Origin of the sequence: Comamonas sp. CMM03 (genome assembly GCF_019218715.1) — a bacterium.
In the GTDB taxonomy this organism is placed as follows: Bacteria; Pseudomonadota; Gammaproteobacteria; order Burkholderiales; family Burkholderiaceae_C; genus Comamonas; species Comamonas terrigena.
The window spans coordinates 193,667-220,593 of sequence record NZ_JAHUXB010000002.1; the positions used below are offsets into that span (position 1 = coordinate 193,667).

The following is a 26,927-nucleotide window of genomic DNA, read 5'->3' on the forward strand; positions in this document are numbered from 1 at the left end:
TGGAAGGCAGCGCAAAGCCGCCTTTGGTTACTTGCGCAAGGGCTGGAACGGCCGCCTGCGTGCGTCTTGCACCATGCAAAACCCCGCGATTATAACAAGTCGCCGCACGCCTGCCCCAGCGCAACCCTTCCAGCGGGTCGGAGCCTCAGAATTGGTCGCGTCCCGGGACACGGGCCAGCACCCGCAGGTCTCCACCGACCGGCACCACATCGTGAAATGCCAGCGGCACGCGCTGGGCCAGATCCGTCAGCGGCCCCCATTGCGCCATGTCCGTCCCCGGCCCCAGCAAGCTGGGCGCCATATACAGCAGCAGTTCATCCAGCATGCCGCAGGCAATCACCGCACCATTGAGCACGGCACCCGCTTCCACATGCAGCTCATTGACTTCGCGCCGCGCCAGATCCCGCAGCATGGCAGGCACATCCACCCGCCCCTGGGCATCCGGCATTTCCACCAGCACCGCACCGCGTGCCTGCAACGCCTCGGCGCGCGCCCCCTGCACCTGGGCGGCATAGATCAGCACCTGCCGGTCGGCCGCGAACAGCGCGGCATCGGGCGGCGTACGCAACTGGCTGTCGGCAATCACCAGACGCGGCTGGCGCTCCGTGGGCAGGCTGCGCACATCCAGGCGCGGATTGTCCGCCAGCACCGTCCCCACCCCCGTCAGGATGGCACAGGCCCGGGCGCGCCAGACCTGACCGTCTTCGCGCGCCGCAGGCCCGGTGATCCACTGGCTTTGCCCGTTGGGCAGCGCCGTTTTCCCATCCAGCGAGGTGGCCGCCTTCATGCGCACCCACGGCTGGCCGCGCACCATGCGGCTCAGAAAGCCCAGATTCAGCTCACGCGCCTGGGCAGCACCCTCCCCCACTTCCACGGCAATGCCATGGGCGCGCAGATGGGCAATGCCCTGCCCCGCCACACGGGGATTGGGGTCCAGCAAGGCCACCACCACCTTGGCCACCCCGGCCTCGGACAAGGCCACGCAGCAGGGCCCGGTCCGCCCGGTGTGCGCACAAGGCTCCAGCGTGACGTAGGCCGTGACGCCCCGCACCTGCTGACCGCGTGCTGCGGCATCCCGCAGCGCCATGACCTCGGCATGCGGGCCACCCGCCTTCTGCGTGGCACCTTCGCCCACCACCTGCCCTTGCGGATTGACCAGCACGCAGCCCACCCGGGGATTGGGCGAGGTGCGGTTCATCGCCTGCTGCGCCAATTCCAAAGCCCGGTTCATAAAAAAAGCAGCCTCGCTGTGCGGCTGCTGCTGACTGTCACCCATGTGCACTCCCATCCGAATCGGCTATTTATTCGCCACACCACCAGCACCGCACACCCCGGAACCGGCCATTGGCAGCACCAACCATGCGCTTTGGCACCGGCGGTACGCAGGCCGCCATCATTGTCCCGGGTTTTGGCGGAAGTCCGCACCAGGACCTCCGCGCGCCGATTGCCCGCCGGCCATGGCGGACCATCGCCCATCTTTCTCGAGCCCGTGCAGCCGCACCCACCACCGGACGGCACGGCAGCTTGCGCAAGCGCCCTCTAATCAGCAGGCGACGGGTAGCGCACCTCCAGCACTTCCAGCATGCGTACGCCACCCGGCGTCGGCAGCGGCACCTCATCCCCCACGCGCGCCTTCAGCAAGGCGCGCGAAACCGGCGCAATCCAGCTCACCTGCCCCTGGCTGCTGTCCGCCTCATCAATCCCCAGAATCGTGATGGTGCGCTCTTCACCTTCGTCGTCGGCATAGGTGACCGTGGCACCGAAGTAGACTTGGTCGCTGCCATGGTGCACGGCAGGGTCCACCACCTCGGCAATTTCCAGGCGCTTGGTCAGAAAGCGGATGCGGCGGTCGATCTCACGCAGCCGTTTCTTGCCGTACAGATAGTCGCCATTTTCCGAGCGGTCGCCATTGCTGGCCGCCCAGTGCACCACATCCACGATCTTGGGACGCTCGTTGTCGATCAGCTCCAGCAGCTCGGCCCTGAGCCGCTGGCAACCTGCAGGCGTCATGTAGTTCTTGCCACCTGCGGGCAAAGGCGGCAAGCCGGGCTGATCGTCATCATCATCCCCGTCGGATTCTTTGGTGAAGGCCTTGTTCATAGGCTGTCCATCTTCACACATCCGCGCGGCACCCACGCCGAAAACGAAAAAGCCTCAGAACATTTCTGTTCTGAGGCTTGACGTTTGGTGCGGCTGGCAGGAATCGAACCCACGACCCCTTGGTTCGTAGCCAAGTACTCTATCCAGCTGAGCTACAGCCGCTAAGCTATCGATTATAGGACAGTTTTATTGTCTTACTTTCGAAATTCCAAATTTCTTTGGAAGAAGCTTGTTTTTCATGACGCTGAAAAGCAAGGCTTTCACAAATAGACAAAAGCCCCAGAAACTTTCGTTTCTGGGGCTTGTATCTGGTGCGGCTGGCAGGAATCGAACCCACGACCCCTTGGTTCGTAGCCAAGTACTCTATCCAGCTGAGCTACAGCCGCATTGGCGGAGAGGGTGGGATTCGAACCCACGGTACGTTATTCACGTACGCCTGATTTCGAGTCAGGTACATTCGACCACTCTGCCACCTCTCCGGTGTGTCGAAGCATCTATTGTAGCCTAAAAAATCAGGCCTTCAGCAAAGTTTTGCCACCCATGTACGAAACCAGTGCTTCGGGCACCGTGATGGAGCCATCCGCGTTCTGGTAATTCTCCAGCACGGCGACCAGCGTACGACCCACGGCCAGGCCGGAACCGTTCAAGGTATGGACCAGCTCGTTCTTGCCCTGGGCATTCTTGAAGCGCGCCTGCATGCGACGGGCCTGGAAGGCTTCGCAGTTGGAGACCGAGCTGATTTCGCGGTACACATTCTGGGCAGGCACCCACACTTCCAGGTCATAGGTCTTGGCGGCGCCAAAGCCCATGTCGCCGGTGCACAGGCTGACCACACGGTAAGGCAGGCCCAGCTTCTGCAGCACCTGCTCGGCATGCACCGTCATCTCTTCCAGCGCTTCGTAGCTCTTGTCGGGGTGCACGATCTGCACCATCTCGACCTTGTCGAACTGGTGCTGGCGGATCAGACCACGGGTGTCGCGGCCGGACGAACCGGCTTCCGAGCGGAAGCAGGGGCTGTGCGCCGTCAGCTTGATCGGCAACTGCTCTTCGGCCAGCACTTCGTCACGCACCAGATTGGTCAGTGGCACTTCCGACGTGGGAATCAGGTACAGCGCGGCGGTGTCAGGCACCGGCTCGGCGTCCTGCCCGCCCTTCTTGGCCGCAAACAGGTCCTGTTCGAACTTGGGCAGCTGGCCCGTGCCCTTGAGCGAGTCGCTGTTGACGATATAGGGCACATAGCATTCGGTGTAGCCATGCGCTTCGGTCTGCAGATCGACCATGAACTGCGCCAGCGCGCGGTGCAGGCGGGCGATCTGCCCCTTCATCACGGTGAAACGGGCACCGCTGAGCTTGATGCCGGATTCAAAGTCCAGGCCCAGGGGGGTGCCCAGGTCCACATGGTCCTTGATGTCGAAGTCGAACGTCCTGGGCGTGCCCCAGCGGCGCACTTCCACATTGCCTTCCTCATCCGCACCCACGGGCACCGAGGCGTGCGGCAGATTGGGCACGGCCACCAGCATGGCCTGCAGCTCGGTCTGGATCTGCTCCAGGCGTGCGGCGGACTGCTCCAGCTCGGTCTTCATGGCGGCCACCTCGGCCTTGGCGGCTTCGGCGGCGTCTTTCTCACCCTTGCCCATCAGCATGCCGATCTGCTTGGACAGCTGGTTGCGCTTGGACTGCAGTTCCTCGGTGCGCGTCTGGATGGACTTGCGTTCCGATTCCAGTGCCTTGAAGGCTTCCACGTTCAGGAAGGCTTGGGGGTTCTTGCGGGTCAGCAGTCGGGCGACGACCGAGTCCAGGTCTTTGCGGAGAAGTTGAATGTCGAGCATAGAGCGCGATTTTAGTGGCGCCGCCGCCGCTGCGCGCGCCGCAGTGGCTTGCATGCCGCGCCGGCATGGCCCCGCACCCCGCGTTCCCCGACCTGCCCCGCCAGATGCGAAGCCGGACTGTCAGCGAAACCGGGCACAAGAAAAGCGCGCAGATGCCGATAGCATGGAGAGCGCACTGCAGTGGGCGGCCCATGGCGCGCACAGACCGACCAGCACGAGGGAAACACCATGTTTTATGTATTTGGCATCAACGGCCCCATGTACCACGGCGGGCCGGAACGGCTGTCGCAGATCGCCCCGGTGCGCCGCGTGCAGCGCCCCCAGGCATTGAACACGCTGGTCGCCGACACCGACACCGATTCCAGCACCCTGTTGCCGCAACCGTCCACCGAGACCACGCTGCGCCGCGCGCCGGCGCAAAGTGCGGTGTCTGCCTACGCCAGCGCCGCCCAGGGCCCCAAGGAAGAGCGCCGCCCGCTGAGCCTGGTACGGGATGTGATGACACGCGGCGCCCTCACCGTCTCGCCACGCAGCATGGTCAACGATGCCTGGCAGACCCTGGCCCTGCACCGTGTCAGCCAGGCGCCGGTGCTCAACGATGCCCAGCAGGTGATCGGCTTGCTGCTGCGTGCCGACATGGCCCCGCTGGACCTGCTGCCCACCCCCGGTGCGGTGCGCGACGCCATTGCCTTGGCGCGCCGCCCGGTGTCTGAGGTGATGGTGACGCCCGTGCCCACCGTGGCGGAAGACACCGACCTACGTCGCGTGGCCGGTGTGCTGCTGGACAATGGGCTGCCCGGCCTGCCCGTGACCAATGAGCAGGGCCACCTGGCCGGCTTCATCTCGCGCACCGACCTGCTCAAGGCGATTGCCAGCGACCCACCTCTGGATTTGTGGAGCTGATGCGCTACGGGCAGTCCTGTACAGACAACGCTGTGAATCCATAGCAGGCTGTGCGCATTTGGCTTGCACTGCATACTGCAGAGACTTGTTGAAGGGAGGAAGGACCATGTTCCCGCTCTGTCTGCTGGCTTTGCTGGGCACCGCCACCCTGGCTTTCTGGCCGCTGGACCGCCAGGCGCCCAATCCGGCGCGCGCCGCTGCGCTGGCCTTGCTGATGCTGGGCAGCGCCCTGGCCGCCCTGGCGCTGGCCGTGCTGACCTGGTGGAGCAGCCTGTCGGGCGCCGCCACCTGGCGCGCCAGCCTGGTGCTGGCCGTGGTGACCAGCGCCTGCGCCGCCAAGGGCCTGCTGCGCCACCGCCCGGTGCCACTGACCCTGGCCATGCACCGCTGAACACTGCCAGCCACCGGCTGCCGGCGGACCCACGCGGCGGCTGGATTCCCCCCAAAAAAAAGAACGTCCCAAAAGATGGGACGTCCTGATCTTGACAGATTGAGAGAGAAGCAGGCCGCCGCCGCAGCCTGCACAGCCTTTTTCAGGCGCCGGTTTCCGGCGTCTTGCGCACCTCGATCTCCAGCCCCGTGGCCGCGTCGATCTTCAGGCCCTTGGGCAGGGGGAACTTCACCGTCTCTTCGATACCGTCCATCTTGCGCACCGACACCGCGCCCAAGCTGCGCACCCGGGCGATCACGTCGTGCACCAGCACCTCGGGTGCCGAGGCTCCCGCCGTCAGGCCGACGCGGGCCGCATTGGCAAACCACTCTTCCTTCAGCTCGCCCGCGTTGTCCACCATGTAGGCCGGCGTGCCCAGGCGGGCGGCCAGCTCGCGCAGGCGATTGCTGTTGGAGCTGGTGGGGCTGCCCACCACAATCACCACGTCCACCTGCGGCGCCAGCACCTTGATGGCGTCCTGGCGGTTCTGCGTGGCGTAGCAGATATCCTGCTGCTTGGGCTGGCGCACCTGTGGAAAGCGCAGCTTGATGGCCGCCATGATGCCGGCAGCATCGTCCACGGACAGCGTGGTCTGCGTGACCACCGCCAGCTTTTCGGTCTGGCGCGGCGCCACGGTGGCCACATCGGCCTCGTCTTCCACTAGGTGGATGCCTTCGGAGAGCTGGCCCATGGTGCCTTCGACTTCCGGGTGGCCCTTGTGGCCGATCATCAGGAACTCGTAGCCTTCCTTGGCCAGCTTGGCCACTTCCACATGCACCTTGGTGACCAGCGGGCAGGTCGCGTCAAAGATGGAAAAACCGCGCGCCTGGGCTTCCAGCTGCACCGCCTTGCTCACGCCATGGGCGCTGAAAATCAGCGTGGCCCCAGGCGGCACTTCGTCCAGTTCCTCAATGAAGATGGCCCCCTTGGCCTTGAGGTCGTTGACCACAAAGGTGTTGTGCACGATCTCGTGGCGCACGTAGATGGGTGCGCCGAACTTGGCCAGTGCGCGCTCCACGATCTCGATGGCACGGTCCACGCCGGCGCAGAAGCCGCGCGGCTCGGCCATCAGGATTTCCTTGGCGCCCTGCACCTCAGAGCACCCCGATGATCTTGACTTCGAACGTCACCGGCTGGCCGGCCAGCGGGTGGTTGAAGTCGAACAGCACGGCTCCGTCCTCGCGCACCTGCACCACGGCGCCGGCGTACTGACCCAGGCCGTCGGGCGTGGGGAACTGCACCACATCGCCGGCGCTGTACTGCTCGTGCGGGTCGCCCAGCTCGTTCATCAGCTTGCGCGCCACCCACTGCACCATGTCGGGGTTGCGATCGCCAAAGGCAGCGCCCGCAGGCAGCTCGAACGTGGTGTGCGTGCCTTCGGCCAGGCCCAGCAGTTGCTCTTCCATCGCAGGCGACAGCTCACCTGCGCCCAGCGACAGGGTGGCGGGCTTTTCGCTGAAAGTGTTGATCACGTCACCGGCCGGACCGGCCAGACGGTAATGCAGTGTGAGGAAGGAGCCCGGCTGTACGGTGGGCGCGGATGCGTGGGTGGTGGTCGTCATGGATGTCCCGTTAATCTGCCCCTATTGTAAAAAGCCGCACATGCCCCCGCAGCCTCCACGCGCATAGCGTGGTCCGACCGCACTGCCCATGGCCCTCAAAGACCTGCCCACCGACGCCCAACCCCGTGAAAAACTGCTGGCCCGCGGCCCTGCCGCACTGGCCGACGCCGAACTGCTGGCGATTTTGCTGCGCACCGGCCTGGCGGGCTGCGGGGTGCTGCAACTGGCGCAAAGCCTGCTCGATGCCCCGGGCCGCCACCCGGAGACCGGCCTGCCCCAGGGCGGGTTTGACGGCCTCGCCGGCCTGCTGAATGCCAACGCCCAGGATCTAGCGCGCATCAAGGGGCTGGGTCCGGCCAAGCGTGCCGAACTATTGGCCGTGATGGAACTGGCCAAACGTGCCACCGCCCAGCAGCTGCGCGAGCGCACCGTGTTCACCGACCCGCAGACGGTGCAGCACTACCTGCAGCTGCATCTGGCACCACGCCCGCACGAGGTGTTTGCCGCTCTGTTTCTGGACAGCCAGCACCGCCTGATCGCGCTCGAAGAGCTGTTTCGCGGCACCCTCACCGCCACCGCGGTCTACCCCCGTGAAGTGGTGCTGCGCGCCCTGCACCACCAAGCCGGCGCCGTGATCCTGTCACACAACCACCCCAGTGGCAGCGTGCAGCCCAGTCCGGCCGACAAGGAGCTGACCCGCACCCTGACCTCCGCCCTGGCCCTGGTGGATGTGCGCGTGCTGGACCATGTGATCGTCGGCCCCGGTGCGGCACTGTCCATGGCCGAAGCCGGCTGGATGTAGCAGCCAGGCAACACCCCGGCCCGGGCCGGGCTTGTACCGCAGCAATATAGGGCTCAGACATATAATGAGAAAAGCTCTCATTTGCATTCATCTACTCCCATGTCCGCGCCTGCCACCACCGATCCGGTCCACACCCTGTATGTCGACCACGGCAAATGGCTGCATGGCTGGCTGCGCCGCCGGCTCGGGGATTCGCACCAGGCGGCGGATCTGGCCCAGGACACGTTTGTGCGCGTCATTACCGGCCGCCAGGCCCAGGCCATTCTGGAGCCGCGCGCCTACCTGACCACCCTGGCGCAGCGGGTGCTCTACAACTTCTGGCGCCGGCGTGAGCTGGAACAGGCCTGGCTGGATGCCCTGGCCCAGCAGCCGCCCGCACTGGCCCCCTCGGCCGAGGACTATGCCCTGGTGTGCGAAGCCATTCACACCCTGGATCTCTGGCTGGGCGGTCTGCCGCCCAAGGTGCGCCAGGCCTTGTTGCTGCGCCAGCTCGACGGCCTGAGCCACAGCGATATCGCAACCCGCCTGGGCGTATCCCTCTCCACGGCCGAGCGCTACCAGAAACAGGCCTTGCTGCACCTGTGCACCCTGCCCGAGCCGCTGTGGTGATGTCGCCCACACCTGCACTGCCCGGCTGGGCCCTGGAACAGGCCGTGGACTGGCTGTTGCGCCTGGATCCGCCCCACCAGGCGGATGCCCAGTTGCAGCAGGCCCTGGAGCAATGGCTGGCGCAGGATCCGCTGCACCGCCAGGCCTGGAACCATCTGCACGCCCGGCTGCAAGGCAGCATGGGCGCAGCCATGCAGCAGCTGCAACGCAGCAGCGCAGGCGTCCACCATGCCAGCCGCCAGGCGCTGCTGGCCCCGGTCCCCACCCAGGCACGGCGGCGCAAGCTGCTGGGCTCGGGCCTGGCCGTGGTGCTGGCCGGCCTGGGCACGTCCTGGCTGGCCAGCCGCCACACCCCTTTTCCCGCCCTGGTGGCCGATCTGCATACCGGTACCGGGGAACGCCTGCAGCACCAGTTGGCCGACGGCAGCACCTTGCTGCTGGACGCAGGCTCCGCCGTGGACATTGCCTTCAGCAGCACGCAGCGGCTGGTGCAACTGCGTGAAGGCGCGTTGATCGCCCAGGTGTCACGGTTGCCCGGCGTGCTCCGCCCTTTCACCGTGCAAAGTGCCCAAGGCACGGCCCAGGCGCTGGGCACACGCTTCATGGTGCGCCAGCAGTCCGACAGCACCCTGGTGCAGGTGCTGGAGCACAGCGTGCGCATCACCACCGCCAGCGGCCAGCAGCGCAGCTTGCAGCAGGGCGAAAGCGCCCGTTTCACCGACACGCAGATCACCCTGCTGGAGCCCGGCAGCGCCCCCGCCGCCTGGGCCGATGGCCTGATCGATGTGCGCAACCAGCCGCTGGGCGAGGTCATCGATGCGCTGCGCCCTTACCAGCCCGGGCTGCTGCGCATCAGCCCCGAAGCCGCGCAGCTGCGCATCTTTGGCGTGTTTGCGCTGGAGCACCCGCAGCAGGTGCTCCAGGACCTGGTGGACACCCACCCCATCCGGGTACGCCACTGGGGGCAGTGGCTGACGCTGATCGACCTGGCGCCCCCGCGCACCTGAAGCCAGGGCAGCGCGCGGGCTGCGCAAGCGGCATGGCACCGGTGCAGCACACCGGATGCCCCCACCTGGGGACTCCGGACTTTCCCGCCCCACAGCCCCTTCCACCGCGTCAGGCCACCCGGGCGGAAATGCACACCACAGCCTCTTCAAAAAAATTTCCATTTCGTGAGGGTTTTGTCACACCCCGTTGGACAGACCAAAGAACCCGCTTTTTTCTCATTGCCCTCACAAGGATGGTCTGCACCATGGTTGCACCGCTCTCGCCCTCTTCTGCATCGCTTGCCTCCCGCACGCCGCCCCACCGCCACTCGCCCCTGGTGCTGGCCTTGGCCTGGGGCCTGCTGGCCCAGATCCCGCTCGCCCACGCACAGACCGCCACGCCGCCTGCATCCCGCAGCGCAGCCGTGCTGCAATGGAATCTGCCCGCCGGCCCGCTGGGCGACACCCTGGCACGCATCGCCCGCGAAGGCGGCCGCCGCATCAGTGCCGACCCTGCGCTGCTGGCCGGCAAGCAGGCAGCCCCCGTGGTCGGTGCACTGAGTGCCGAGCAGGCCGCACAGCGCGCACTGGCCGGCAGCGGCCTGCAACTGGCCGTGACCACCAGCGGCACCTTGACCGTGGTGCCGGGCAACCCGCCGGCACCGGTCAGCAGCAACGGCGACAGCGCCACCTTGAAGGAAGTCACCGTCAAGGCCGCGCCGGAACTCAATGGCGTGACCGAGGGCTCCACCAGCTACACCGCGACCGGCCCCAGTCGCATGGCCACCGGCCTGTCGCTGACACAACGGGAAACGCCCCAGGCCGTCACCGTGGTCACGCAACAGCAGATCCTGGACCAGAACATGCAGTCGCTGGACGACGTGGCCAACGCGGCCACCGGCATCAGCTACTCCAAGAACGGCACCGAGCGCTCCGTCTACTACGCGCGCGGCCTGCAGGTCAGCGACCTGCAGATCGACGGCATGTCGGTCAGCATGTCCGAGAACTACTCGATGGACGCCATGTCCGGCAACAACCTGGTGATCTACGACCGCGTGGAATTCGTGCGCGGTGCCAACGGTCTGATGCAGGGGTCAGGCAACCCGTCCGGCGCCATCAATCTGGTGCGCAAGCGCCCTACGCGGGAATTCCAGCTCAAGGGCGAAGTCGGCGCCGGCTCCTGGGCCGATTACCGTGCCCAGGTCGATGTGGCCGGCCCGCTGAACGAAGCCGGCACGCTGCGCGGCCGTGCCGTGGCCTATGCCAACAACGGCAACAGCTACAAAACCGGCTCCGGCAAGGACAACCAGTTGCTCTACGGCATCCTGGAAGCCGACCTGAGCCCGGACACCTTGCTGACCCTGGGCGCCACCGTCCAGCGGGACCGCCACCGCGGCTATGAATGGGGCGGGCTGAACACCCGGCCCGACGGCTCGTTCTACCAGCTGCCCCGCTCCACCTCGCTGGCAGGCCCCTGGGCCCACCTGAACCGCGACAACTACACCCTGTTCAGCGAGCTGAGCCACCAGTTCGGCAACGGCTGGAAGGTCACGGGCGCGGTCAATGTCATGCGCTCCAACGCCGACTACCTGGCCTCCTACCCGGCACGGGTCAGCGGCTCGGACGATCTCTACCGCCTGGTGGCCGTGGATGTGGACTACACCGACAAGCAGCTGGCGTTCGACCTCAAGGCCAGCGGTCCGTTCACGCTCTGGGGCCGCGAGCACGAGCTGATGCTGGGTGCCAGCCACCGCAAGGATGACTTTGCCTTCCCCATCTATTCGGCCACCAACCCCCCCATCGTCGACATCACCAACTTCGACTACTGGGCCATTCCCACCCCCATCATCAACTACGCCAAGCCGGCCAACTACCGCTACCAGCGCAGCGAAAAAGGCCTGTACGCCGCCACCCGGCTGCGCGCCACCGATGCGCTCAGCGCCATCATCGGCAGCCGCCTGAGCTGGGCCGAATACGATGTCCAAAGCCCTTATGTGAACGAGCCCTACGCCACGGGCCGCCAGTTCATTCCCTATGCCGGCCTGGTCTACGACCTGAACGGCCACCACAGCCTCTACGCCAGCTACACCAGCATCTACCAGATCCAGGACTACTTCGGCCCCGGCGGCCTGCTGGATCCCGTCAAGGGCAACAACTACGAAACCGGCATCAAGAGCAGCTTCTTCGACGGCCGCCTGCAGACTGCGCTGTCGGTGTTCCAGTCCGAGCTGACCAACCTGCCCGAAGAGCTGGACCTCGACCCCACCTGCGGCACCTCCGGCACCAGCAGCTGCTACACCGAAGGCGGCAAGGTGCGCAACCGCGGCTTTGAGATCGAAGCCTCCGGCTCCCCCCTGCCGGGCTGGAACCTGAGCGCAGGCTACAGCTACAGCCACCCAAAGTACGTGCAGGGCAGCAGCCGGGGCACGGACTACGACACCCTCACCCCGCGCAAACTGCTGAAGCTGGCCACCGACTACCGCCTGCCCGGCGGCCAGTGGCGTCTGGGCGGCGATGTGCAGATGCAAAGCGGCACCCACAGCAGCCTGCTGCCCAACCTGGCCCAGGGCGGCTACACCCTGCTGAACCTGCACGCCAACTACCAGCATGACCGCCACCTGAGCGTGCAGTTCAATGTGCGCAATGCCACGGACAAGCACTACTACCAGACCATCCCCAGCCGTGCCAACTGGGGCAATCTGATGACCGGAACTCCGCGCAGCTTTGCCGTGACCGTGCGCTACCAGTACTGAGGCTGCGCCACTGCAGCGCACCGGGGTGCCCGGGCAGGGCGCCCTGGGCGACCGTCCCCGTCTGTCGCCGTAGCTGACGAGGAACGACAAAGCCCTGTGTGCCATCCATGGACTTGGTTTATCCGGTACAAACGGGCTTCCATGATGCTCAAAGCCCATTCCCTGCAGGATCTCCAGCCGCTGCGCCAGCACCTGGCGCAGGCTGCTGCGCGTGCAGAGGCCGAAGCCCAGGCGCGGCGCGAAGCCGCTGCCCGCGTGGAGCGCGAACGCAATCTGTTCGTGCTCAGCGTGGGGGATGTGACCCCGCTACCCACCCACAACCAGGCCGCTCTGGAAGCCCCGGTGCCCGCGCCCGAACCCATCCAGTTCGTGCTGGACGAGCAGCGCGTGCTGATGGAAGCCATGAGCGACGAGTTCGATGTCAGCACCTTACTGGACACCGACGACCAACTGAGCTTCCGCCGCCCCGGCATTGGCACCGATGTGACGCACAAGCTGCGCGGCGGCCAGTGGAGCATCCAGCGCCAGCTGGACCTGCACGGCCTGCGCGTGGACGAGGCACGCGAGGCGCTGGGCCAGTTCATCCGCCTGTCGCACCGCACCGGCCTGCGCTGTGTGCGGGTGGTGCACGGCAAAGGCCTGGGCTCACCGGGCAAGACGCCGGTGCTCAAAGGCCGGGTACAAAGCTGGCTGGTGCAGAAGAAAGAGGTGCTGGCCTTTGTGCAGGCCCGCCCGGCCGAAGGCGGTGCCGGTGCGCTGGTGGTGCTGCTGCAGCCCGGCAAGCGCTGGGTCCCCGGCGGCTGACGGCCACCGGGGCTTGCTTACGCCCGGCTGCTGCCGCAGATGTGGCGGCACAGCCTCACCCCGGTGACGCGCCGAACCCTGCGCACAAGCACACGGGCGCAGCAGTGTCAGTACGCCAGCAGATCGCCAGGGAGTCCACGCACCACCACCGCACGCCCCTTCAGGCGGTCAACTGGCACATGGCCTGCCCGCTTGCAGCGCGGCGGCTGCAAGCTCGGGATCGGAAACACCTCTGGGCTCGCCCTGCGCCGGCACACTTTCGGCAGCCTGCAGCAGGTCCAGATGGGCAAAGCCAATCAGCCGCGCCAGCAACAGGTCGGGAAAGCGACCGGCGCGGCGGTTGTAGTCCGCAACCTGGCTGTTATAGGCCTGGCGCGCCAGGCCCATGCGCTTGTCGGTGCTGCCCAGGGCTTCGCGCAACTGCAGCATGCGCTCGTCGTCCTGCAACTGGGGATAGGCTTCGGCCTGCTGACGGAACTGGCCCAGTTGCTCATTCAGGCTCTGCTCTGCCATGGCCAGGGCCCCCATGGCGCCAGGTTGGCCGGGGTGCCGGCGGGCGGTACTGGCAGCCCCCTGGGCAATGCAGCGTGCACGGATCACGGCCTCCAGCGTGGCGGCTTCATGCACCATGTGGGCGCGTGCCACCTCCACCAGGTTGGGGATCAGATCGTGGCGGCGCTTGAGCTGCACATCGATCTGCCCGTAGGCGTTTTCCACCCTGTGGTGCAGCGCACGCAAACGGTTGTAAGCCAAGGCCACCCACAGCAATGCCAGCACAATCACCGCCAGCACGCCCCACCCGCCTGTTGCCATATGCGCCTCCCTCTTGTTGGATGGCGCATCCTAGCGGATACCCTAGCGTCAGCGCGCTACGCTCATCGGTCTTCCGTCCCCGAAATCGGGCCGTCGTTGACCCGCATCAACACCGGCGGCCAGGCAGGCCACCCAAAGCGTCTGCGCCCCCACCACCGCACCGGTCTGGGCGGCAGCGCCGGGTCGTCGGATTCAAACGCCTTTGTTGCGCATCCAGTCGGCCGTCTGGGTGAAGCTGGCTTTCAGGCGTTCGCGCAGCGCCGGGTCCAGCTGCACCTCGCCCATGGCCTGGTCCATGCACGCCACCCACTGGTCACGCTCCAGAATGCCGATGGAAAACGGCATGTGGCGCATGCGCAGGCGTGGGTGACCAAAGCGCTCCACAAAGTGATCGGGGCCGCCCAGCCAACCGCACAGAAACCAGAACAGCTTGTCACGTGCATCCTCCAGCGTGCTGCCATGGGCGGCACGCAGCTCGGTGTAAGCAGGCTCCAGGTCCATCAGGTCATAGAAACGGTCCACCAGGCGGCGCACGGCGGGCTCGCCGCCAATCCATTCGAAGGGGGTGGCAAAAGCGGGTTGGTCGTCAGAAGACATAGCAGCAAAACACGGAAAGCGCCCCGGGCCGCACACGGCGCCCGGAACGGAAAGGCCAAGGGAAAGCGCTGCGGGCAGTGCTGCCACGCCGCAAAGGTATCCCGACCCCAGGAGTGTAGGCGCTGCCCTGCGGGCTACTTCTCAAACTGGGATTGGCAGGCAATGCAGCGTGCCGCTGCCGGGTGGGCCAGCAGGCGCGGCACGGCAATGGCCTTGCCGCAGTCTATGCACAGGCCGTAGCTGCCTTCGGCCATGCGGGCCAGTGCCGCACGCACCAGCACCAGCTCGTCGTGGTCGCGCCGGGCTTCGGCGTCGCTGAGCACCTCGCCGGTCAGGCGCTCCGCCTGTTCTTCCGGGTCATCCACCACCCGGTCATCCGGATCGGCCGCCTGGCGCAGGTGGCTGTGCTGCACGGCTTCCAGCTCCTGCAACAGCACTTCCTTGCGATCCTCCAGGGTCGCGCGCAGCTGCTCACGTTGGGTGGCGTTCAAGGTGGTCATGCCGTTCAGCATGCCACGATGGCCTGCTGCCGGTGTGCTTTTTTTCACGTAGGACAGCCTACGTGGTGTGCTCCGCCGCAGGTGCCTTCCAGCCCAGCACCAGCAAGGCCCCTCCGGCCAGCAGCGACAGGGCCAGCGTCAACCCGAAGGCCGCGCCTCCCCACCACTGCATGCACCAGCCAAAGCCCCAGGGAGCCAGCGCCTGGGCAAAGCGCCCGGGCGCGTGGATCCAGCCCATCTGGCGGCCGTACCCCGCCGGGCCGTACAGCTGCAGCGGCAGCGTGCCCCGGGCAATGGTCAGCACGCCGTTGCCCGCCCCGTGCACCACACCAAACGCCGGTGCCGCCTTGTTGCCCAGCCCCCACAGCAGCAGCACCGCGGCCGCATGGGCCAGTGCGGCCAACCGCGCCGACCACAACGGCGAAGCGCTGCGCAAGGCCACAAAATCCAGCAGCCGTGCGGCCACCTGGGAAGGGCCGATCAGCGCCCCCACCATCACGGCCTCGCCCAGACTCAGGCCCTGCAGTTGCAGCAACTGGGGCAGGTGCGACGCCACGGCACTGGTGACGAAACCGCAGGCCGCAAAGGCAAAGGCCAGCAAGGCCGTGACGCGCCAGGGCACGGCGGACTGGGAAGCCACGGAAGTGGCAGCAGGCGCTGCCGCCGCAGGCTGCGCATCCGCCGCCACCACGTCCGCAGCCCGCACGCCGCGCCCCGGCAGGCAGGCGGCCAGCGGCAGGCCCAGCAGCAGGTGCAGCGCCGCCCAGGCCAGGCAGGCCTCCCGCCAGCCCCAGGCCGTCGCCATCCATGCCGACAGCGGCCAGCCCACGGTGCTGGCAAAACCGGCAATCAATGTCACGCCGGTGATGGCCGTCTTGGCGTCACGTCCCTTGATCCGCACGATCGTGGCAAACGCGCCTTCGTACAGCCCCAGCGCCATGCCCACGCCCAGCCACAGCCAGGCGGCCCACATCCAGGCCAGCGAAGGCGCCCAGGCCAGCGCGGCCAGACCCAGGGCAAAGACGATGTGGCTGCCCCCCAGCACCTGGCGGCCGCCACGCTGGTCGATCAGCCGCCCGGCCTTGGGCCCCAGCAGCGCCGTCACCACCAGCGCCGCGGAAAACGCCGCGAATACCGCTGGCGGATCCACCGCCAGATCGGCCGCCATGGCCGGTGCCAGCACGGCGGGCAGGTACACGCTGGAAGCCCAGGACAGCGTCTGGGTGCTGCCCAGCAGCAGCACCAATGTCCGGTTGTTCGCCCTGCCCCCGCCCTGTGCCATGGCCTGCCCCGCTGCGTTGCAGCGCCTGATCTTGGAAATGTGAATGCCCCGTGCAGAGGCGACGGGGCATCTTAATCAGTGCCGCTACAGCAACGGGGCCAACCGCCGCTGCGGCTGGCAAACCGGCGACAGCACCGGGCCGTGCCAGGACCGCATCCGCGCCCGGCAGGCCCGGGCAGCTTGCAGCCAGGGCCAGCCGGTGCACCCCAAGCCCTGCGGGCCGTCGCAACGCCTATTGGGCTTCACGCAGCGTGGCCATCACCGGGCGGGTGAGCACCTCGCGCAGCCCCCACCAGCCGGCGGCCAGTGCCAGCACGGCTCCGGCCAGGGCGCCGGCCAGCGGCACCCACAGCGGCGCGGTCCAGGTGAACTCAAACACCCAGCGCGCCAGCGCCCAGCCCACGGCCACGGCCACAGCGCTGGCCAGGGCGCCGGCCAGCAGGCCCACCCCCGCCAGCTCCGCCCGCTGCACCTGGCGCAGCAAGCCGCTGTGGGCCCCCATGGCGCGCATCAGCGCGTATTCGTGTGCTCGCTCCTCGCGGGTTGCCGTGACTGCAGCAAACAACACCACCAGCCCCGCCGCCAGCGTGAAGGCAAACAGGAATTCCACCGCCCGGATCACCTGGTTCAGCACGCCCTGCACCTGGGCGATGGTGGCGGCCATGTCCACATTGGTGATATTGGGGAAGTCATGTACCAAGGCGTTGTCAAAGCCTGGGGTGTCCGGCGCACGGTAGGCCGCCAGATAGGTGGTGGCCACGCCTTCGAGCTGTTCCACCGGGAACATCACAAAGAAGTTGGCCCGCATGCTGCCCCAGTCCACCTTGCGCAGGCTGGTGATGCGCGCAGCGTGCCGCACCCCACCCACATCGAAGGTCAGTTGGTCGCCCAGCTTCAGCCCCAGGGTGTTGGCAATGCCTTCTTCCACACTGGCACCGTCGGCCTCGCCGGGCGTCCAGCGGCCCGCGGTGATGGGGTTGTGCGCCGGTGCCTGCAGCGCGTTGGACAGATTGAACTCCCGGTCCACCAGGCGCTGGGCGCGCTCTTCGGCGTAGTCCGCAGGCGCCACGTCCCGGCCATTCACCTGCACCAGCCGGCCGCGGATCATGGGGTACCAGTCGTAGCGCGCCACGCCGCCGCGCTGCAGCGCGGCCTGGAAGTCCTGCGTCTGCTCGGGCTGGATGTTGATGACAAAGCGATTGGGCGCATCCGGCGGCGTGGCGGCGCGCCAGCTGGCCACCAGGTCGGTGCGCAGCAGCACCAGCAGCACCAGGGCCAGCAGGCCCACGGCCAGGCTGCTGATCTGCACCACGGCATAACCCGGCCGGGCCGACAGCTGGCGCGTGGCCAGCACCAGCCAGCGCGGTGCCGTGGCCTCATTGACCAGGCGGCGCAAGGCCCGTACCGCCAACCAGCCCAGGCCTGCAAACAGCAGCGTGGCGGCCGCAAAACCGCCCACGGCGATGCCGCCCAGTTTGGCATCCTGGCTGACCGCCATCAACAGTGCGGCAAACCCGGCCACGCCCACGGCCAGCACACCCACCGATGCCGACCGCAGCGCCCCCAGCTCACGCCGGATCACGCGCAGCGGGGGCACCTGGGCCAGCTGCAGCACCGGCGGCAGGCCAAAGGCCAGCAACAAGGTCAGCCCCATGCCCACGCCAAAGGCCACCGGCCAGCCGCTGGGCGCGGGCAGGCCGGCCTCCACCAGGCCCGCCAGCAGCCAGACGAACACATGGTGCACACCCCAGCCGATGGCCACGCCGATGGCGCTGGCCACCAGCCCCACCAGCGCAAACTCCAGCGCATAGGCGGCGGCAATGCGGCGCTGCGGCAAGCCCAGCACACGCAGGAGCGCGGCCGCATCCAGGTGGCGAGCGGCAAAACTGCGCGCTGCCAGTGCCACGGCCACGGCCGACAGCAGCGCGGCCAGCAGGGCCACCAGGCTCAGAAACTTCTCGGCCCGCTCCAGCGTCTGCTTCATTTCGGGCCGGCCGCTGTCCATGGCTTCCACGCGCAGTCCGTGGTAGGCAGGGTTTTCGACCTCCGCCCTGGCCCAGCGGGCATAGGCGGCGATGGTGCTCTCCGTATCGCCGGCCACGGCCAGGCGGTACGTCAGGCGGCTGGCGGGCTGCACCAGACCAGTGACCGGTACATCGGCAGCGTGGATCATCACCCGCGGGGCAAAGGCCATGAAGCCTGCGCCCCGGTCAGGCTCCACCGTCAGGATGCGGGCGATGCGCAAGCTGGCGTCGCCCAGCAGCAGGCTGTCGCCCACATTCAGATTCAGCGCGGCCAGCAGCGGGGCCTCGACCCAGGCGGTGCCCGGGGCAGGAATGTCCCGGGTCACCCCGCCGGGCTGCTCCAACCCCTGCGCGGTCTGCAACTGACCGCGCAACGGATAGCCGGCATCCACCACCTTCAGTGCCACCAGCTTGGCCGCGCCGCCGTTGGCGTCCGGTGCCCGGCCCATGGTGGGAAAGCTGAGCGTCTGCACCGTGCGCATGCCGCGCTGGCGGGCCTGTTCGGCAAACACGGCCGGCGGGGCGTTGTCGCTGACCACCACCACATCGCCGCCCAGCAGCTGGCGTGCATCGCGCTGCAGGCCGCCTTCCAGCCGGTCGGCAAAGAAGGCCACCGAGGTGAGCGCCGCCACCGCCAGCGCCACGGCAATCACCAGCAGGCGCAGCTCGCCCGCACGCGCATCGCGCCACAGCGTGCGCCAGCCCAGTTGCAAAAAACCCATGTGCATGGTTCGCACGATAGCGCATGCCCCCATAACCCCAGCCGCCGCTGCGCACCCGTGCGGCGGCGGCCCGCAGTGCCCCCAACTGTCGCGCGGGCGTCAACTCCGGGCGCCTGCAGCGCATTCCGAAGTCATTGCCCACACCAGTTCCGCACCGCATTGCTGACAACCGACTGTCCATATGCCACTTGCAGATTGAAGGTATTTATGACGGTTTTGAAATTTTCTTCAGGATGACAAAACCCAGGGTTTCCACTAGACCTTGAAAACAGGCCACCGATGACCATTGCGCCCGCAACAACTTAGATAACTTGGGAGCGTTTCAATCATGGTTTGGCAACAAATCTATGACCCGATGGGCAACATGTGGATTTCCACGCTGTTGGCTGCCATTCCGGTCGTGGTCATGCTGGTGGGTCTTGGCTTTCTGCACATGAAAGCCCATATTGCGGCGGGCGCCGGCCTGGTCGCCGCCCTGCTGATTTCCGTCTTTGTGTACAACATGCCCGCCGACATGGCCGGCCGTGCCGCGCTGTTTGGCGCGTTCACAGGCCTGCTGCCCATCGGCTGGATCGTGCTGAACATCATCTTCCTGCACCAGCTGACCGAGCAAAACGGCAGCTTCAAGGTGCTGCAGGACTCGCTATCCGGCATCACGGAAGACCGCCGCATCCAGCTGCTGCTGATTGCTTTCTCGTTTGGCGCCTTCTTTGAAGGTGCAGCCGGCTTCGGCACCCCCGTGGCCGTGACCGCCGCCATCCTGATCGGCCTGGGCTTCTCGCCGCTGGCCGCTTCGGGCCTGTCGCTGATCGCCAACACCGCTCCCGTGGCCTTCGGCGCCTTGGGCACGCCGGTGATCACGCTGGCCAAGGTGCACGGCTACGACCTGATGGAAGTGACGGCCATGATCGGCCGCCAGCTGCCCTTCTTCTCGGTGCTGGTTCCTTTCTGGCTGATCTGGGCCTTTGCCGGCCGCAAGGCGATGTGGGAAATCTGGCCCGCCATTCTGGTGGCCGGTGTGTCCTTCGCGATTCCGCAGTACCTGGTGTCCAACTTCATGGGCCCCGAACTGGTGGACATCATCGCCGCGCTGGTCTCCATCGCCTGCCTGGTGGGCTTCCTGCGTGTGTGGAAACCCAAGAACATCTGGACCTCGGCCGCCATCCGCGGCAAGGACATCAGCGCCTCGGAAGCCAAGCCGCCCCAGCCCCGCGTGCAGCACAGCAAGAGCGCGCTGATCGCCGCCTGGACCCCCTGGGTCATCCTGTCGGTCTTCGTGTTCATCTGGGGCATGCCTCCGGTCAAGGCCTGGCTGAACAGCCTGTTCGCCCCCGCCTTCCCCATGGTCGGCCTGCACAACCTGATCGAGAAGATGCCCCCCGTGGTGGCTGGCCCGACCAAGGAAGGCGCTGTCTACACGCTGAACCTGCTGTCGGCCACCGGTACCGCCATCCTGTTGGCGGCCATCGTCAGCGCCTTCGTGATGAAGTACAACCCGGTCGCCATCGTGCGCACGTTCTTCAAGACCATCTGGCTGGTGCGTTTCTCGCTGCTGACCATTGTGCTGATGCTGGCCCTGGGTACGCTGACACGCTACTCCGGCACCGACACCACCCTGGGTCTGGCCTTTGCCAACACCGGCGTGTTCTACCCCTTCTTCGGCACCTTGATGGGCTGGCTGGGCGTGGCGCTGACGGGTTCGGACACCGCTTCGAACGTGCTGTTCGGCGGCATGCAGAAGGTGGCAGCCGAGCAGCTGGGCCTGTCGCCCAACCTGATGGGCGCGGCCAACAGCTCCGGCGGCGTGATGGGCAAGATGATCGATGCACAGTCCATCGTCGTGGCCTCCACCGCCACCCGCTGGTTCGACCGTGAAGGCGACATCCTGCGCTATGTGTTCTTCCACTCGATCGCACTGGCCTGCCTGATGGGTCTGTTCGTGACGCTGCAGGCGTATGTCTGGCCGTTCCACCTGATGGTCGTCCACTAAGCACCTGGTTTGCACCAGACAAAAGGCCCATGCGCACTGCATGGGCCTTTTTTTATTGACGGCTGCCGCAGGGCTGCGGGCAAGGTCCTCAGGCGGCCGCCACCGTGCGCGCCAGCACCCGGCCCGGGCGGGCTCCCGTACAGGCCTGCGCCTGGTAGACCGGCTGGCCGTTGACCAGCACCCAGTCAATGCCTTCGGCCGCCTGCTTGGGCTGGTCGTAGCTGGCGCGGTCCCGCACGGTGACCGGGTCGAACACCGTCAGATCGGCGAAACAGCCGGGGGCCACCTGGCCGCGATGCGCCAGACCGAAGACACCGGCCGTCAGGCCCGTCATTTTCCACACCGCAGTCTCCAGCGGAAACAGGCCCACGTCGCGGCTGTAGTGGCCCAGCACGCGGGGGAAGGTGCCCCACAGGCGCGGGTGGGGCTGCTCCCCGGTGGGAATGCCATCGGAGCCGATCATCGTCGGCTCGAACGCCAGAATGCGCTGCACGTCTGCCTCGTCCATGCTGAAGTAGATGGCGCTGGCCGGCTGCAGGCGGGCCGAAGCCTCGGCCCGCGACACACCCCACAGCGCGGCAATATCCCCCAGCTCCTTGCCGCGCATCTCCGGGTGGCTGCCGCTGGAAGCAATCACCACCTTGCCCTGCAAGCGTGCCTCGTCCAGGTGCAGCATGGTGGAGCTGGCGTTGTAGGGGTAGCAGTCCAGCGCCACGCACTGGCACTGCATCTGTTCGGCAATGCGCGCCAGCGTGGCCGTCGACTGGCCGAAGTTGGGCTCGCGCATCAGCTTGTGGTGCGAAATCAGCACCGGCGTGTCCACCGCCTCGCCAATGGCAAAGGTCTCCTCGATGGAGGCCATGCAGCCCTCGGCCTCGTTGCGCATGTGCGTCACATACAGCGCCTGCCGGACCCCCAGCGGGCGCGACACGCCAATCACCTCGTCGGTGCTGGCCGCCGCCGAAGGCGGGTAGTAGGTGCCGGTGGACATGCCCACGGCACCCGCGTCCAGGGCCTCCTCCAGCAGGGCCTGCATGGATTGCACTTCCGGCGCGGTGGCGCTGTGTCCCAGATCGTCCATGCTCAGCACGCGCAGATTGGCATGGCCCACCATGGGCACCACGTTGACGGCGGCCGGCTGGGCCTTCAGCGCATCGACATAGCCCCGGAAAGTGGGAAAGCTCAGGCTGCCGTCGCCCAGCAGGTTCAGCGGCGCGGGCAAGGACTGGCCCGCGCGCATCGGCGCCAGGCTGATGCCGCAGTTGCCGGTGACCACCGTGGTCACCCCCTGCGAGACCTTGAAGACCATGTCCGGCTGGCACAGCACCGCGTGGTCGTCGTGGGTGTGGGCATCGATAAAACCGGGCGCCACGATCTTGCCCCGGGCATCGATGCGCAGCCGTGCCGGCTGCCCCTGCAGATCCCCCAGTGCCACGATGCGGTCGCCGACCACCCCCACATCGGCCCTGAAGCGCGGGCGTTTGCTGCCGTCGATGACTTCGCCCCCTTCGATCAGCACATCCCAGATGCCGTCAGGCAAGGCTTGTTCGGTTTGCAGTTCCATGTGCAGCATCCTCAATCAATGCGCGCGCCACTCTTGCGCACGATGTCCTGCCAGGTGCCGCGCTCGCTGCGCACCAGCTCGGCAAAGGCCTGTGGCGTGCCGCCCAGCGGCACAAAGGCAATCTTGGCCAGTTGCTCACGCACCTCGGGATCGGCCAGCACCGCATTCATCTCCTTGTTGACGCGCTGCACCGCCTCGGCAGGCGCGCCCGGCGGCATCACCAGACCGCCCCAGGCACGCACCTCGAACTGGGGCAGCCCGGATTCGGCCACCGTGGGCAGATCGGGCAAGGTGGCCAGGCGGGTGCGCGAGGTCACCGCCAGGGCATGCAGGCGCTTGCCCTGCACCATGGGCCCCACGGAGGCGATGTTGTCGATCAGAAAGTCCACATTGCCGGCGACCAGGTCATTGATCGCCTGCGGAGCGCCCTTGTAGGGCACATGCAGCGCCTGGATGCCGGCCTGCACCTTGAACATTTCGGCCCCCAGGTGGCCCGACGTGCCATTGCCGCCCGAGGCAAAGGTCAGCTGTCCCGGATGCTGTTTGGCGTAGCCCACCAGCTCCTGCACCGTCTTCACCGGCAGACGCGGTGACACCACCAGCAGGCTGTGGGTGGACACCAGGCCGATCACCGGCAGCAGCTTGGCCGGGTCATAGGGCAGGTTGGCGAACAGAAACTGGTTGGTGGCCAGCGTGGCGTTGTTGGCATAGCCCAGGGTGTAGCCGTCGGGCACGGCCGTCATCACGGCCTGCATGCCGATGTTGCCGGCGGCACCCGGGCGGTTGTCGACCACCACGGCCTGGCCCAGACGCTTGGACAGGGCATTGCCCAGCAGCCGGGTGACGATGTCCGGGCTGCCGCCTGCCGCCGAAGGCACGATCACGCGCAGCGGCTTGCTGGGCCATTCGGCGGCCTGGCTGGCCAGGCACCAGCTCCAGGCCAGGGTGGCGACAGCGGCCACGGCGGTGCGACGCAGAACCTGATTTTTCATGGGAAGACTCCGAGAGGGGGATGGGAGAGAGGGAGGAGAAGAAAGGCGGGCCACCGGAAAGCGCGCACAGCATTCCCCCTGCCCGACAGCAGCCGGGCATGCAGCCCTTTCCGGGCCTGGGGTTCCCAAGGAATGCAGCACCGCAGCGCGGCTGCGGTCACGCCGCTGCGCTCAGGCGCCGGTGCGGCCGCTGGCAGCCTGCCAGGCGCTGTAGGCGGCCACGACATCGGTCAGGCCAATGCCCACCGACTTGAACACCACAATGTCCTGCGCGCTGCGGCGCCACGGGGCCTCGTTGCGGTAGAGCTGGGGCAGGTCCACCACATCGGCTTCGCTCAGCACCCCGGCCGACAGGGCCTGCACCACTTCGCCGGCTTCGACCAGGCTTTGCGGCTTCCATTCCACCAGCAGCCGGCCGGCGCGGCGGAACGTGGCATCGTCCAATTCCGAGCCATTCGGCAGGCTGGTGCCCATGGCCACCACCACGGCGCCGGGCTTGAGCCATTCGCCGTCCAGCACGGGTTTTTTGGAGCGGGACGCCGTCACCACCAGATCGGCATCGGTCACGGCAGCCTGTGGCATGCACAGCTGGGCATCGACGCCCATGCGCTGGCCAAAGGCCTGCACCCAGGCAGCATCGCCCACGGGGTCGACAAAGCACACCTGCTGCAGATCGAATTCCTCGCACAGCACTTCGGCCTGGGTACGGCCTTGCAGGCCGGCACCAAACACCGCCAGCTTGCGGGGGGCCGCCATGCCCGTCGTGGCCTTGCGTGCCACCAGGCGGGTCAGTGCGGCCGTGCGAAACCGTGTCAGCTCATTGGCTTCCAGCACGGCCAGCGGCTTGCGCTGGGCGGTATCGAACAGGTTCACCAGAAAGCTGAACTGCCCATCCACGGTGATATAGGACTTCACGGCCGCGGCATGGCGCGCCTGCCAGATGCCCCCCATATTGCTCAGCTTGGCAGGGCCGCAGTCGATGCGGTGGCGCGCCTGCACCGCCGCTTCGCCTTGCGCCAGATCGGCAAAGGCAGCGTCCAGCGCATCCACCAGCGGACCATGCTGCAGCAAGGTGCCGACTTCGGCGTCGGTGATCAAAGAAAGACCCTGGGACATGTTCAATTCAACTTTCTCTCGCACATCAACCTGCGGACATCGGCAGGCAGAAGCGGTCGATGCAGACTTCATGCCCAAAACCCGGTAAGCCGCCAATTTATGGCATGGCCAATGCGCTGGGCAAACCAAAGATTCTCATTGCAGCATCAATTGAATTCATGCAACCCTGTCTGGTGCGCGACGCGCCACATCCGGTAAAAACCCTGCCCCAGCGTGGCCCACGGCCGGATCCGCAGCCTGTGCACTGCAGCAGTGGATGCACCAAATCAATGCATACCCGGCGCGGGCTCCTCCCCAGCTCAGGGAATGGCCATAGGCGGGCGGATGCTGTCCAGCCATTCACAGAATTTGCGCAGCGCGGGCTGGCCGCTTTTCCAGCGGGGAAAGCGCAGGTAGTAGGCTTTGGAGGAGGTCCATGAGACCTCGGACAGCCGCTGCAGCTGTCCGGTCTGCAGTGCCGCATCGGCAATGTAGCCGGGCAGCAAGGCCACCCCCAGGCCAGCAATCGCCCCGTTGAGCGCCATGGACAGCAGGTCGTAGCGCGAGCCCCGCGCGCAGTGCTCCAGCTGCACCTGCTGCGCCAGTCCCGCCGCCTCCAGCCAGCCGGGCCAGGCTTCCATCAGGGTATTCTGGTGGATCAAGGGCACGTTCTGCAGCAGCTGCGCCAATGGCTGGCCGGCATGCTCTGCCAGCAGCAAGGGCGCGCCATAGGGGTGCACCACCACATCGGCTACTTTGTGGGCACACAGCTCCGGCGTGGCGCCAGGACTGAATTCCACCGCCGCATCGTGGCGCATGCTGGAGAAATCGACCTCCCCGATGTGCATGGAGATGTTCAAGGTCACCTCCGGGTGCCGGGCCAGAAAGCCGCCCAGGCGCGGCAGCAACCAGTAGGTGCCAAAGCTGGAAGCCGTGCTCAGGTTCAGCATGCCGCCTTGCTCCCCCTGCATGCGGATGCTCTGCGTGGCCCGTTCCAGCTGCTGCAGCGCCAGCAGCACATCATTCCAGTACGCCCTTCCGCAAGGTGTCAGCACCAGACCGCTGCGCTTGCGCTCGAACAGGGGCACACCCAGGTCCTCCTCCAGTTTCAGTATCTGGTGGCTGACGGCACCCTGCGTCAGATGCACCTCCTGGGCCGCGCGGGTGAAAGAGCCCAGGCGGGCACTGGCGTCCAGGCAGCGCAAGGCCGTGAGACTGGGAATGCCCCGCCCCACACCCACCGACGAAACGGCGGGCGTGGCGGGCAAGGGGCGCGGGGAATCAGTAGTCATGGCATGCGGAAGGTGGGGACTGCACCGGCAGCCACCATGCCCCGGTTTCAGCGCCAAGCTTACCGCCAGCCTCTCCGGTTCCGTCCGGGCTGCGGGCACAAAAAAACCGGCGCGGGATGTCTCCCAGCGCCGGTCGGAGCCTGGCACCGCCTGGCGCCTGCCCTGTACCGATCAGGTGTTCTGGCTCACCGTGATGGTGGGGAACTTGGCCGAGAAGTCCTTGGCCTTCTGTGCCACCTTCACCGCCACATCGCGTGCCAGCTTCTTGTAGATCTGGGCGGCTTCGCTGTCCGGCGAGGCAACCACCGTGGGCGTGCCGCTGTCCGCCTGCTCACGGATCTGCATGGACAGGGGCAGCGAGCCCAGGAAGTCGATGTGGTAGTCGGCCGCCATCCGGGCGCCGCCACCGTTGCCGAAGATGTGCTCCACATGGCCGCAGTTGCTGCAGACATGCATGGCCATGTTCTCGACCACGCCCAGAATGGGCACGCCCACCTTCTCGAACATCTGGATGCCCTTCTTGGCGTCCAGCAGGGCAATGTCCTGCGGCGTGGTCACCACCACGGCACCGGTCATCGGCACGCGCTGGCTCAGGGTCAGCTGGATGTCACCGGTGCCAGGCGGCAGGTCGATGATCAGATAGTCCAGGTCTTTCCAGTTGGTCTGGCGCAGCATCTGCTCCAGCGCCTGCACCGCCATGGGGCCGCGCCAGATCATGGCCTGGTCGTTGTCCACCAGCAGACCGATGGACATCACCTGCACGCCATGGTTGATCTTGGGCTCCATGGTCTTGCCGTCCGAGCTCTCCGGCTTGCCGGACACGCCCAGCATCATGGTCTGGCTGGGCCCGTAGATGTCGGCATCCAGCACCCCGACGCGTGCGCCTTCGGCGGCCAGCGCCAGCGCCAGATTGGCCGAAGTGGTGCTCTTGCCCACGCCGCCCTTGCCCGACGCCACGGCGATGATGTTCTTCACGCCCGGCAGCAGCTGCACACCGCGCTGCACCGAGTGCGACTGGATCTTGGTGGAAATGTTGACCGAGACATTGTCCACACCCGCCACCGTCTTGGCGGCCGCGATGAAGGCGCGGCGCAGCTCGGGCACCAGGCTCTGGGCGGGGTAGCCCAGTTCCACATCAAATGCGACATCCCCACCGCTGATCTGCACATTGCGCACGGCACGGGTGCTGACAAAGTCTTTGCCGGTATGGGGGTCCTGGACGCTGGTCAGCGCCGCCAGCAGGCTGGATTCGGTGAGTGACATTCTTCTGGAGGTTCG

At 66.8% G+C, this 26,927-nt stretch carries 23 protein-coding genes and 3 tRNA genes; 8 read left to right on the forward strand and 18 right to left on the reverse strand.

Annotated elements, in window-relative coordinates; genetic code table 11:
- Positions 1-145: 145 nt before the first annotated feature.
- The 6 genes from ribD to serS all read right to left on the reverse strand — a co-directional run bounded on the left by ribD (position 146) and on the right by serS (position 3,929).
- Positions 146-1,231, reverse strand: a complete 1,086-nt coding sequence (gene ribD / locus KW830_RS07610; RefSeq protein WP_255578207.1) for a bifunctional diaminohydroxyphosphoribosylaminopyrimidine deaminase/5-amino-6-(5-phosphoribosylamino)uracil reductase RibD — start codon at positions 1,229-1,231, stop codon at positions 146-148.
- Positions 1,232-1,539: 308 nt separating this feature from the next.
- The gene (gene greB, locus KW830_RS07615) at positions 1,540-2,100 is read right to left on the reverse strand and encodes a transcription elongation factor GreB (protein WP_218332728.1); all 561 of its coding nucleotides are present in this window, start codon (positions 2,098-2,100) and stop codon (positions 1,540-1,542) included.
- An 85-nt stretch (positions 2,101-2,185) separates the two neighbouring features.
- Positions 2,186-2,262 (reverse strand) — tRNA-Arg (locus KW830_RS07620).
- 147 nt (positions 2,263-2,409) lie between these two features.
- A tRNA-Arg gene (locus KW830_RS07625) sits at positions 2,410-2,486 on the reverse strand.
- A gap of 2 nt (positions 2,487-2,488) precedes the next feature.
- A tRNA-Ser gene (locus KW830_RS07630) sits at positions 2,489-2,579 on the reverse strand.
- A 33-nt stretch (positions 2,580-2,612) separates the two neighbouring features.
- Positions 2,613-3,929 (reverse strand): serine--tRNA ligase, encoded by a 1,317-nt coding sequence (gene serS, locus KW830_RS07635; protein WP_066539337.1) that lies wholly within the window; start codon positions 3,927-3,929, stop codon positions 2,613-2,615.
- Positions 3,930-4,157: 228 nt separating this feature from the next.
- Between serS and KW830_RS07640 the strand changes: the two genes are divergently transcribed.
- A complete protein-coding gene (locus tag KW830_RS07640; RefSeq protein ID WP_218332729.1) occupies positions 4,158-4,832 on the forward strand; it encodes an HPP family protein in 675 nt (224 codons plus the stop codon).
- A 106-nt stretch (positions 4,833-4,938) separates the two neighbouring features.
- Positions 4,939-5,223 (forward strand): hypothetical protein, encoded by a 285-nt coding sequence (locus tag KW830_RS07645; protein ID WP_218332730.1) that lies wholly within the window; start codon positions 4,939-4,941, stop codon positions 5,221-5,223.
- A 142-nt stretch (positions 5,224-5,365) separates the two neighbouring features.
- On the opposite strand, the gene ispH is transcribed toward KW830_RS07645, so the two are convergent.
- On the reverse strand, positions 5,366-6,355 hold the full coding sequence (gene ispH, locus KW830_RS07650) for a 4-hydroxy-3-methylbut-2-enyl diphosphate reductase (protein ID WP_172591863.1): 990 nt from the start codon (positions 6,353-6,355) through the stop codon (positions 5,366-5,368).
- Position 6,356: 1 nt separating this feature from the next.
- Positions 6,357-6,824, reverse strand: a complete 468-nt coding sequence (locus KW830_RS07655) for a peptidylprolyl isomerase (protein WP_218332731.1) — start codon at positions 6,822-6,824, stop codon at positions 6,357-6,359.
- Between the two features lie 88 nt (positions 6,825-6,912).
- Here KW830_RS07655 and radC point away from each other — a divergent pair, with 88 nt between their 5' ends.
- From radC to KW830_RS07680, 5 genes are all read left to right on the forward strand, one after another.
- Positions 6,913-7,626, forward strand: coding sequence for a DNA repair protein RadC (gene radC / locus KW830_RS07660; protein WP_066539343.1), 714 nt, complete (start codon positions 6,913-6,915; stop codon positions 7,624-7,626).
- A 99-nt stretch (positions 7,627-7,725) separates the two neighbouring features.
- Positions 7,726-8,235 carry a sigma-70 family RNA polymerase sigma factor gene (locus KW830_RS07665; RefSeq protein ID WP_218332732.1) on the forward strand — a complete coding sequence of 170 codons (510 nt, stop codon included), beginning with the start codon at positions 7,726-7,728 and terminating at the stop codon, positions 8,233-8,235.
- Complete coding sequence (locus KW830_RS07670; protein WP_218332733.1) at positions 8,235-9,242, forward strand: FecR domain-containing protein; 1,008 nt, start codon at positions 8,235-8,237, stop codon at positions 9,240-9,242. The genes KW830_RS07665 and KW830_RS07670 overlap by 1 nt, the downstream gene beginning before the upstream one ends.
- A 245-nt stretch (positions 9,243-9,487) precedes the next feature.
- A complete protein-coding gene (locus KW830_RS07675) occupies positions 9,488-11,974 on the forward strand; it encodes a TonB-dependent receptor (RefSeq protein WP_218332734.1) in 2,487 nt (828 codons plus the stop codon).
- 141 nt (positions 11,975-12,115) lie between these two features.
- Positions 12,116-12,778, forward strand: coding sequence for a Smr/MutS family protein (locus tag KW830_RS07680; RefSeq protein ID WP_066539347.1), 663 nt, complete (start codon positions 12,116-12,118; stop codon positions 12,776-12,778).
- 168 nt (positions 12,779-12,946) lie between these two features.
- On the opposite strand, the gene KW830_RS07685 is transcribed toward KW830_RS07680, so the two are convergent.
- The 5 genes from KW830_RS07685 to KW830_RS07705 form a co-directional block, all read right to left on the reverse strand.
- Positions 12,947-13,591, reverse strand: a complete 645-nt coding sequence (locus KW830_RS07685) for a LemA family protein (protein ID WP_218332735.1) — start codon at positions 13,589-13,591, stop codon at positions 12,947-12,949.
- 192 nt (positions 13,592-13,783) lie between these two features.
- Positions 13,784-14,188, reverse strand: a complete 405-nt coding sequence (locus tag KW830_RS07690; RefSeq protein ID WP_218332736.1) for a group II truncated hemoglobin — start codon at positions 14,186-14,188, stop codon at positions 13,784-13,786.
- A 134-nt stretch (positions 14,189-14,322) separates the two neighbouring features.
- Positions 14,323-14,688, reverse strand: a complete 366-nt coding sequence (locus KW830_RS07695; protein WP_218332737.1) for a TraR/DksA family transcriptional regulator — start codon at positions 14,686-14,688, stop codon at positions 14,323-14,325.
- 58 nt (positions 14,689-14,746) lie between these two features.
- The gene (locus KW830_RS07700; protein ID WP_218332738.1) at positions 14,747-15,970 is read right to left on the reverse strand and encodes an MFS transporter; all 1,224 of its coding nucleotides are present in this window, start codon (positions 15,968-15,970) and stop codon (positions 14,747-14,749) included.
- Between the two features lie 232 nt (positions 15,971-16,202).
- The gene (locus KW830_RS07705; protein ID WP_218332739.1) at positions 16,203-18,722 is read right to left on the reverse strand and encodes an ABC transporter permease; all 2,520 of its coding nucleotides are present in this window, start codon (positions 18,720-18,722) and stop codon (positions 16,203-16,205) included.
- 322 nt (positions 18,723-19,044) lie between these two features.
- Here KW830_RS07705 and KW830_RS07710 point away from each other — a divergent pair, with 322 nt between their 5' ends.
- A complete protein-coding gene (locus KW830_RS07710) occupies positions 19,045-20,706 on the forward strand; it encodes an L-lactate permease (protein WP_066539352.1) in 1,662 nt (553 codons plus the stop codon).
- An 88-nt stretch (positions 20,707-20,794) separates the two neighbouring features.
- On the opposite strand, the gene KW830_RS07715 is transcribed toward KW830_RS07710, so the two are convergent.
- From KW830_RS07715 to apbC, 5 genes are all read right to left on the reverse strand, one after another.
- Positions 20,795-22,270 (reverse strand): amidohydrolase family protein, encoded by a 1,476-nt coding sequence (locus tag KW830_RS07715; protein WP_218332740.1) that lies wholly within the window; start codon positions 22,268-22,270, stop codon positions 20,795-20,797.
- A gap of 11 nt (positions 22,271-22,281) precedes the next feature.
- Entirely contained in the window at positions 22,282-23,262 is a 981-nt protein-coding gene (locus tag KW830_RS07720) for a tripartite tricarboxylate transporter substrate binding protein (RefSeq protein WP_066539353.1), read from the reverse strand.
- 171 nt (positions 23,263-23,433) lie between these two features.
- On the reverse strand, positions 23,434-24,378 hold the full coding sequence (locus tag KW830_RS07725; RefSeq protein ID WP_218332741.1) for an ornithine cyclodeaminase family protein: 945 nt from the start codon (positions 24,376-24,378) through the stop codon (positions 23,434-23,436).
- Positions 24,379-24,677: 299 nt separating this feature from the next.
- The gene (locus tag KW830_RS07730; RefSeq protein WP_218332742.1) at positions 24,678-25,649 is read right to left on the reverse strand and encodes a LysR substrate-binding domain-containing protein; all 972 of its coding nucleotides are present in this window, start codon (positions 25,647-25,649) and stop codon (positions 24,678-24,680) included.
- A gap of 171 nt (positions 25,650-25,820) precedes the next feature.
- A complete protein-coding gene (gene apbC / locus KW830_RS07735) occupies positions 25,821-26,912 on the reverse strand; it encodes an iron-sulfur cluster carrier protein ApbC (protein WP_066539356.1) in 1,092 nt (363 codons plus the stop codon).
- Positions 26,913-26,927 lie beyond the last annotated feature (15 nt).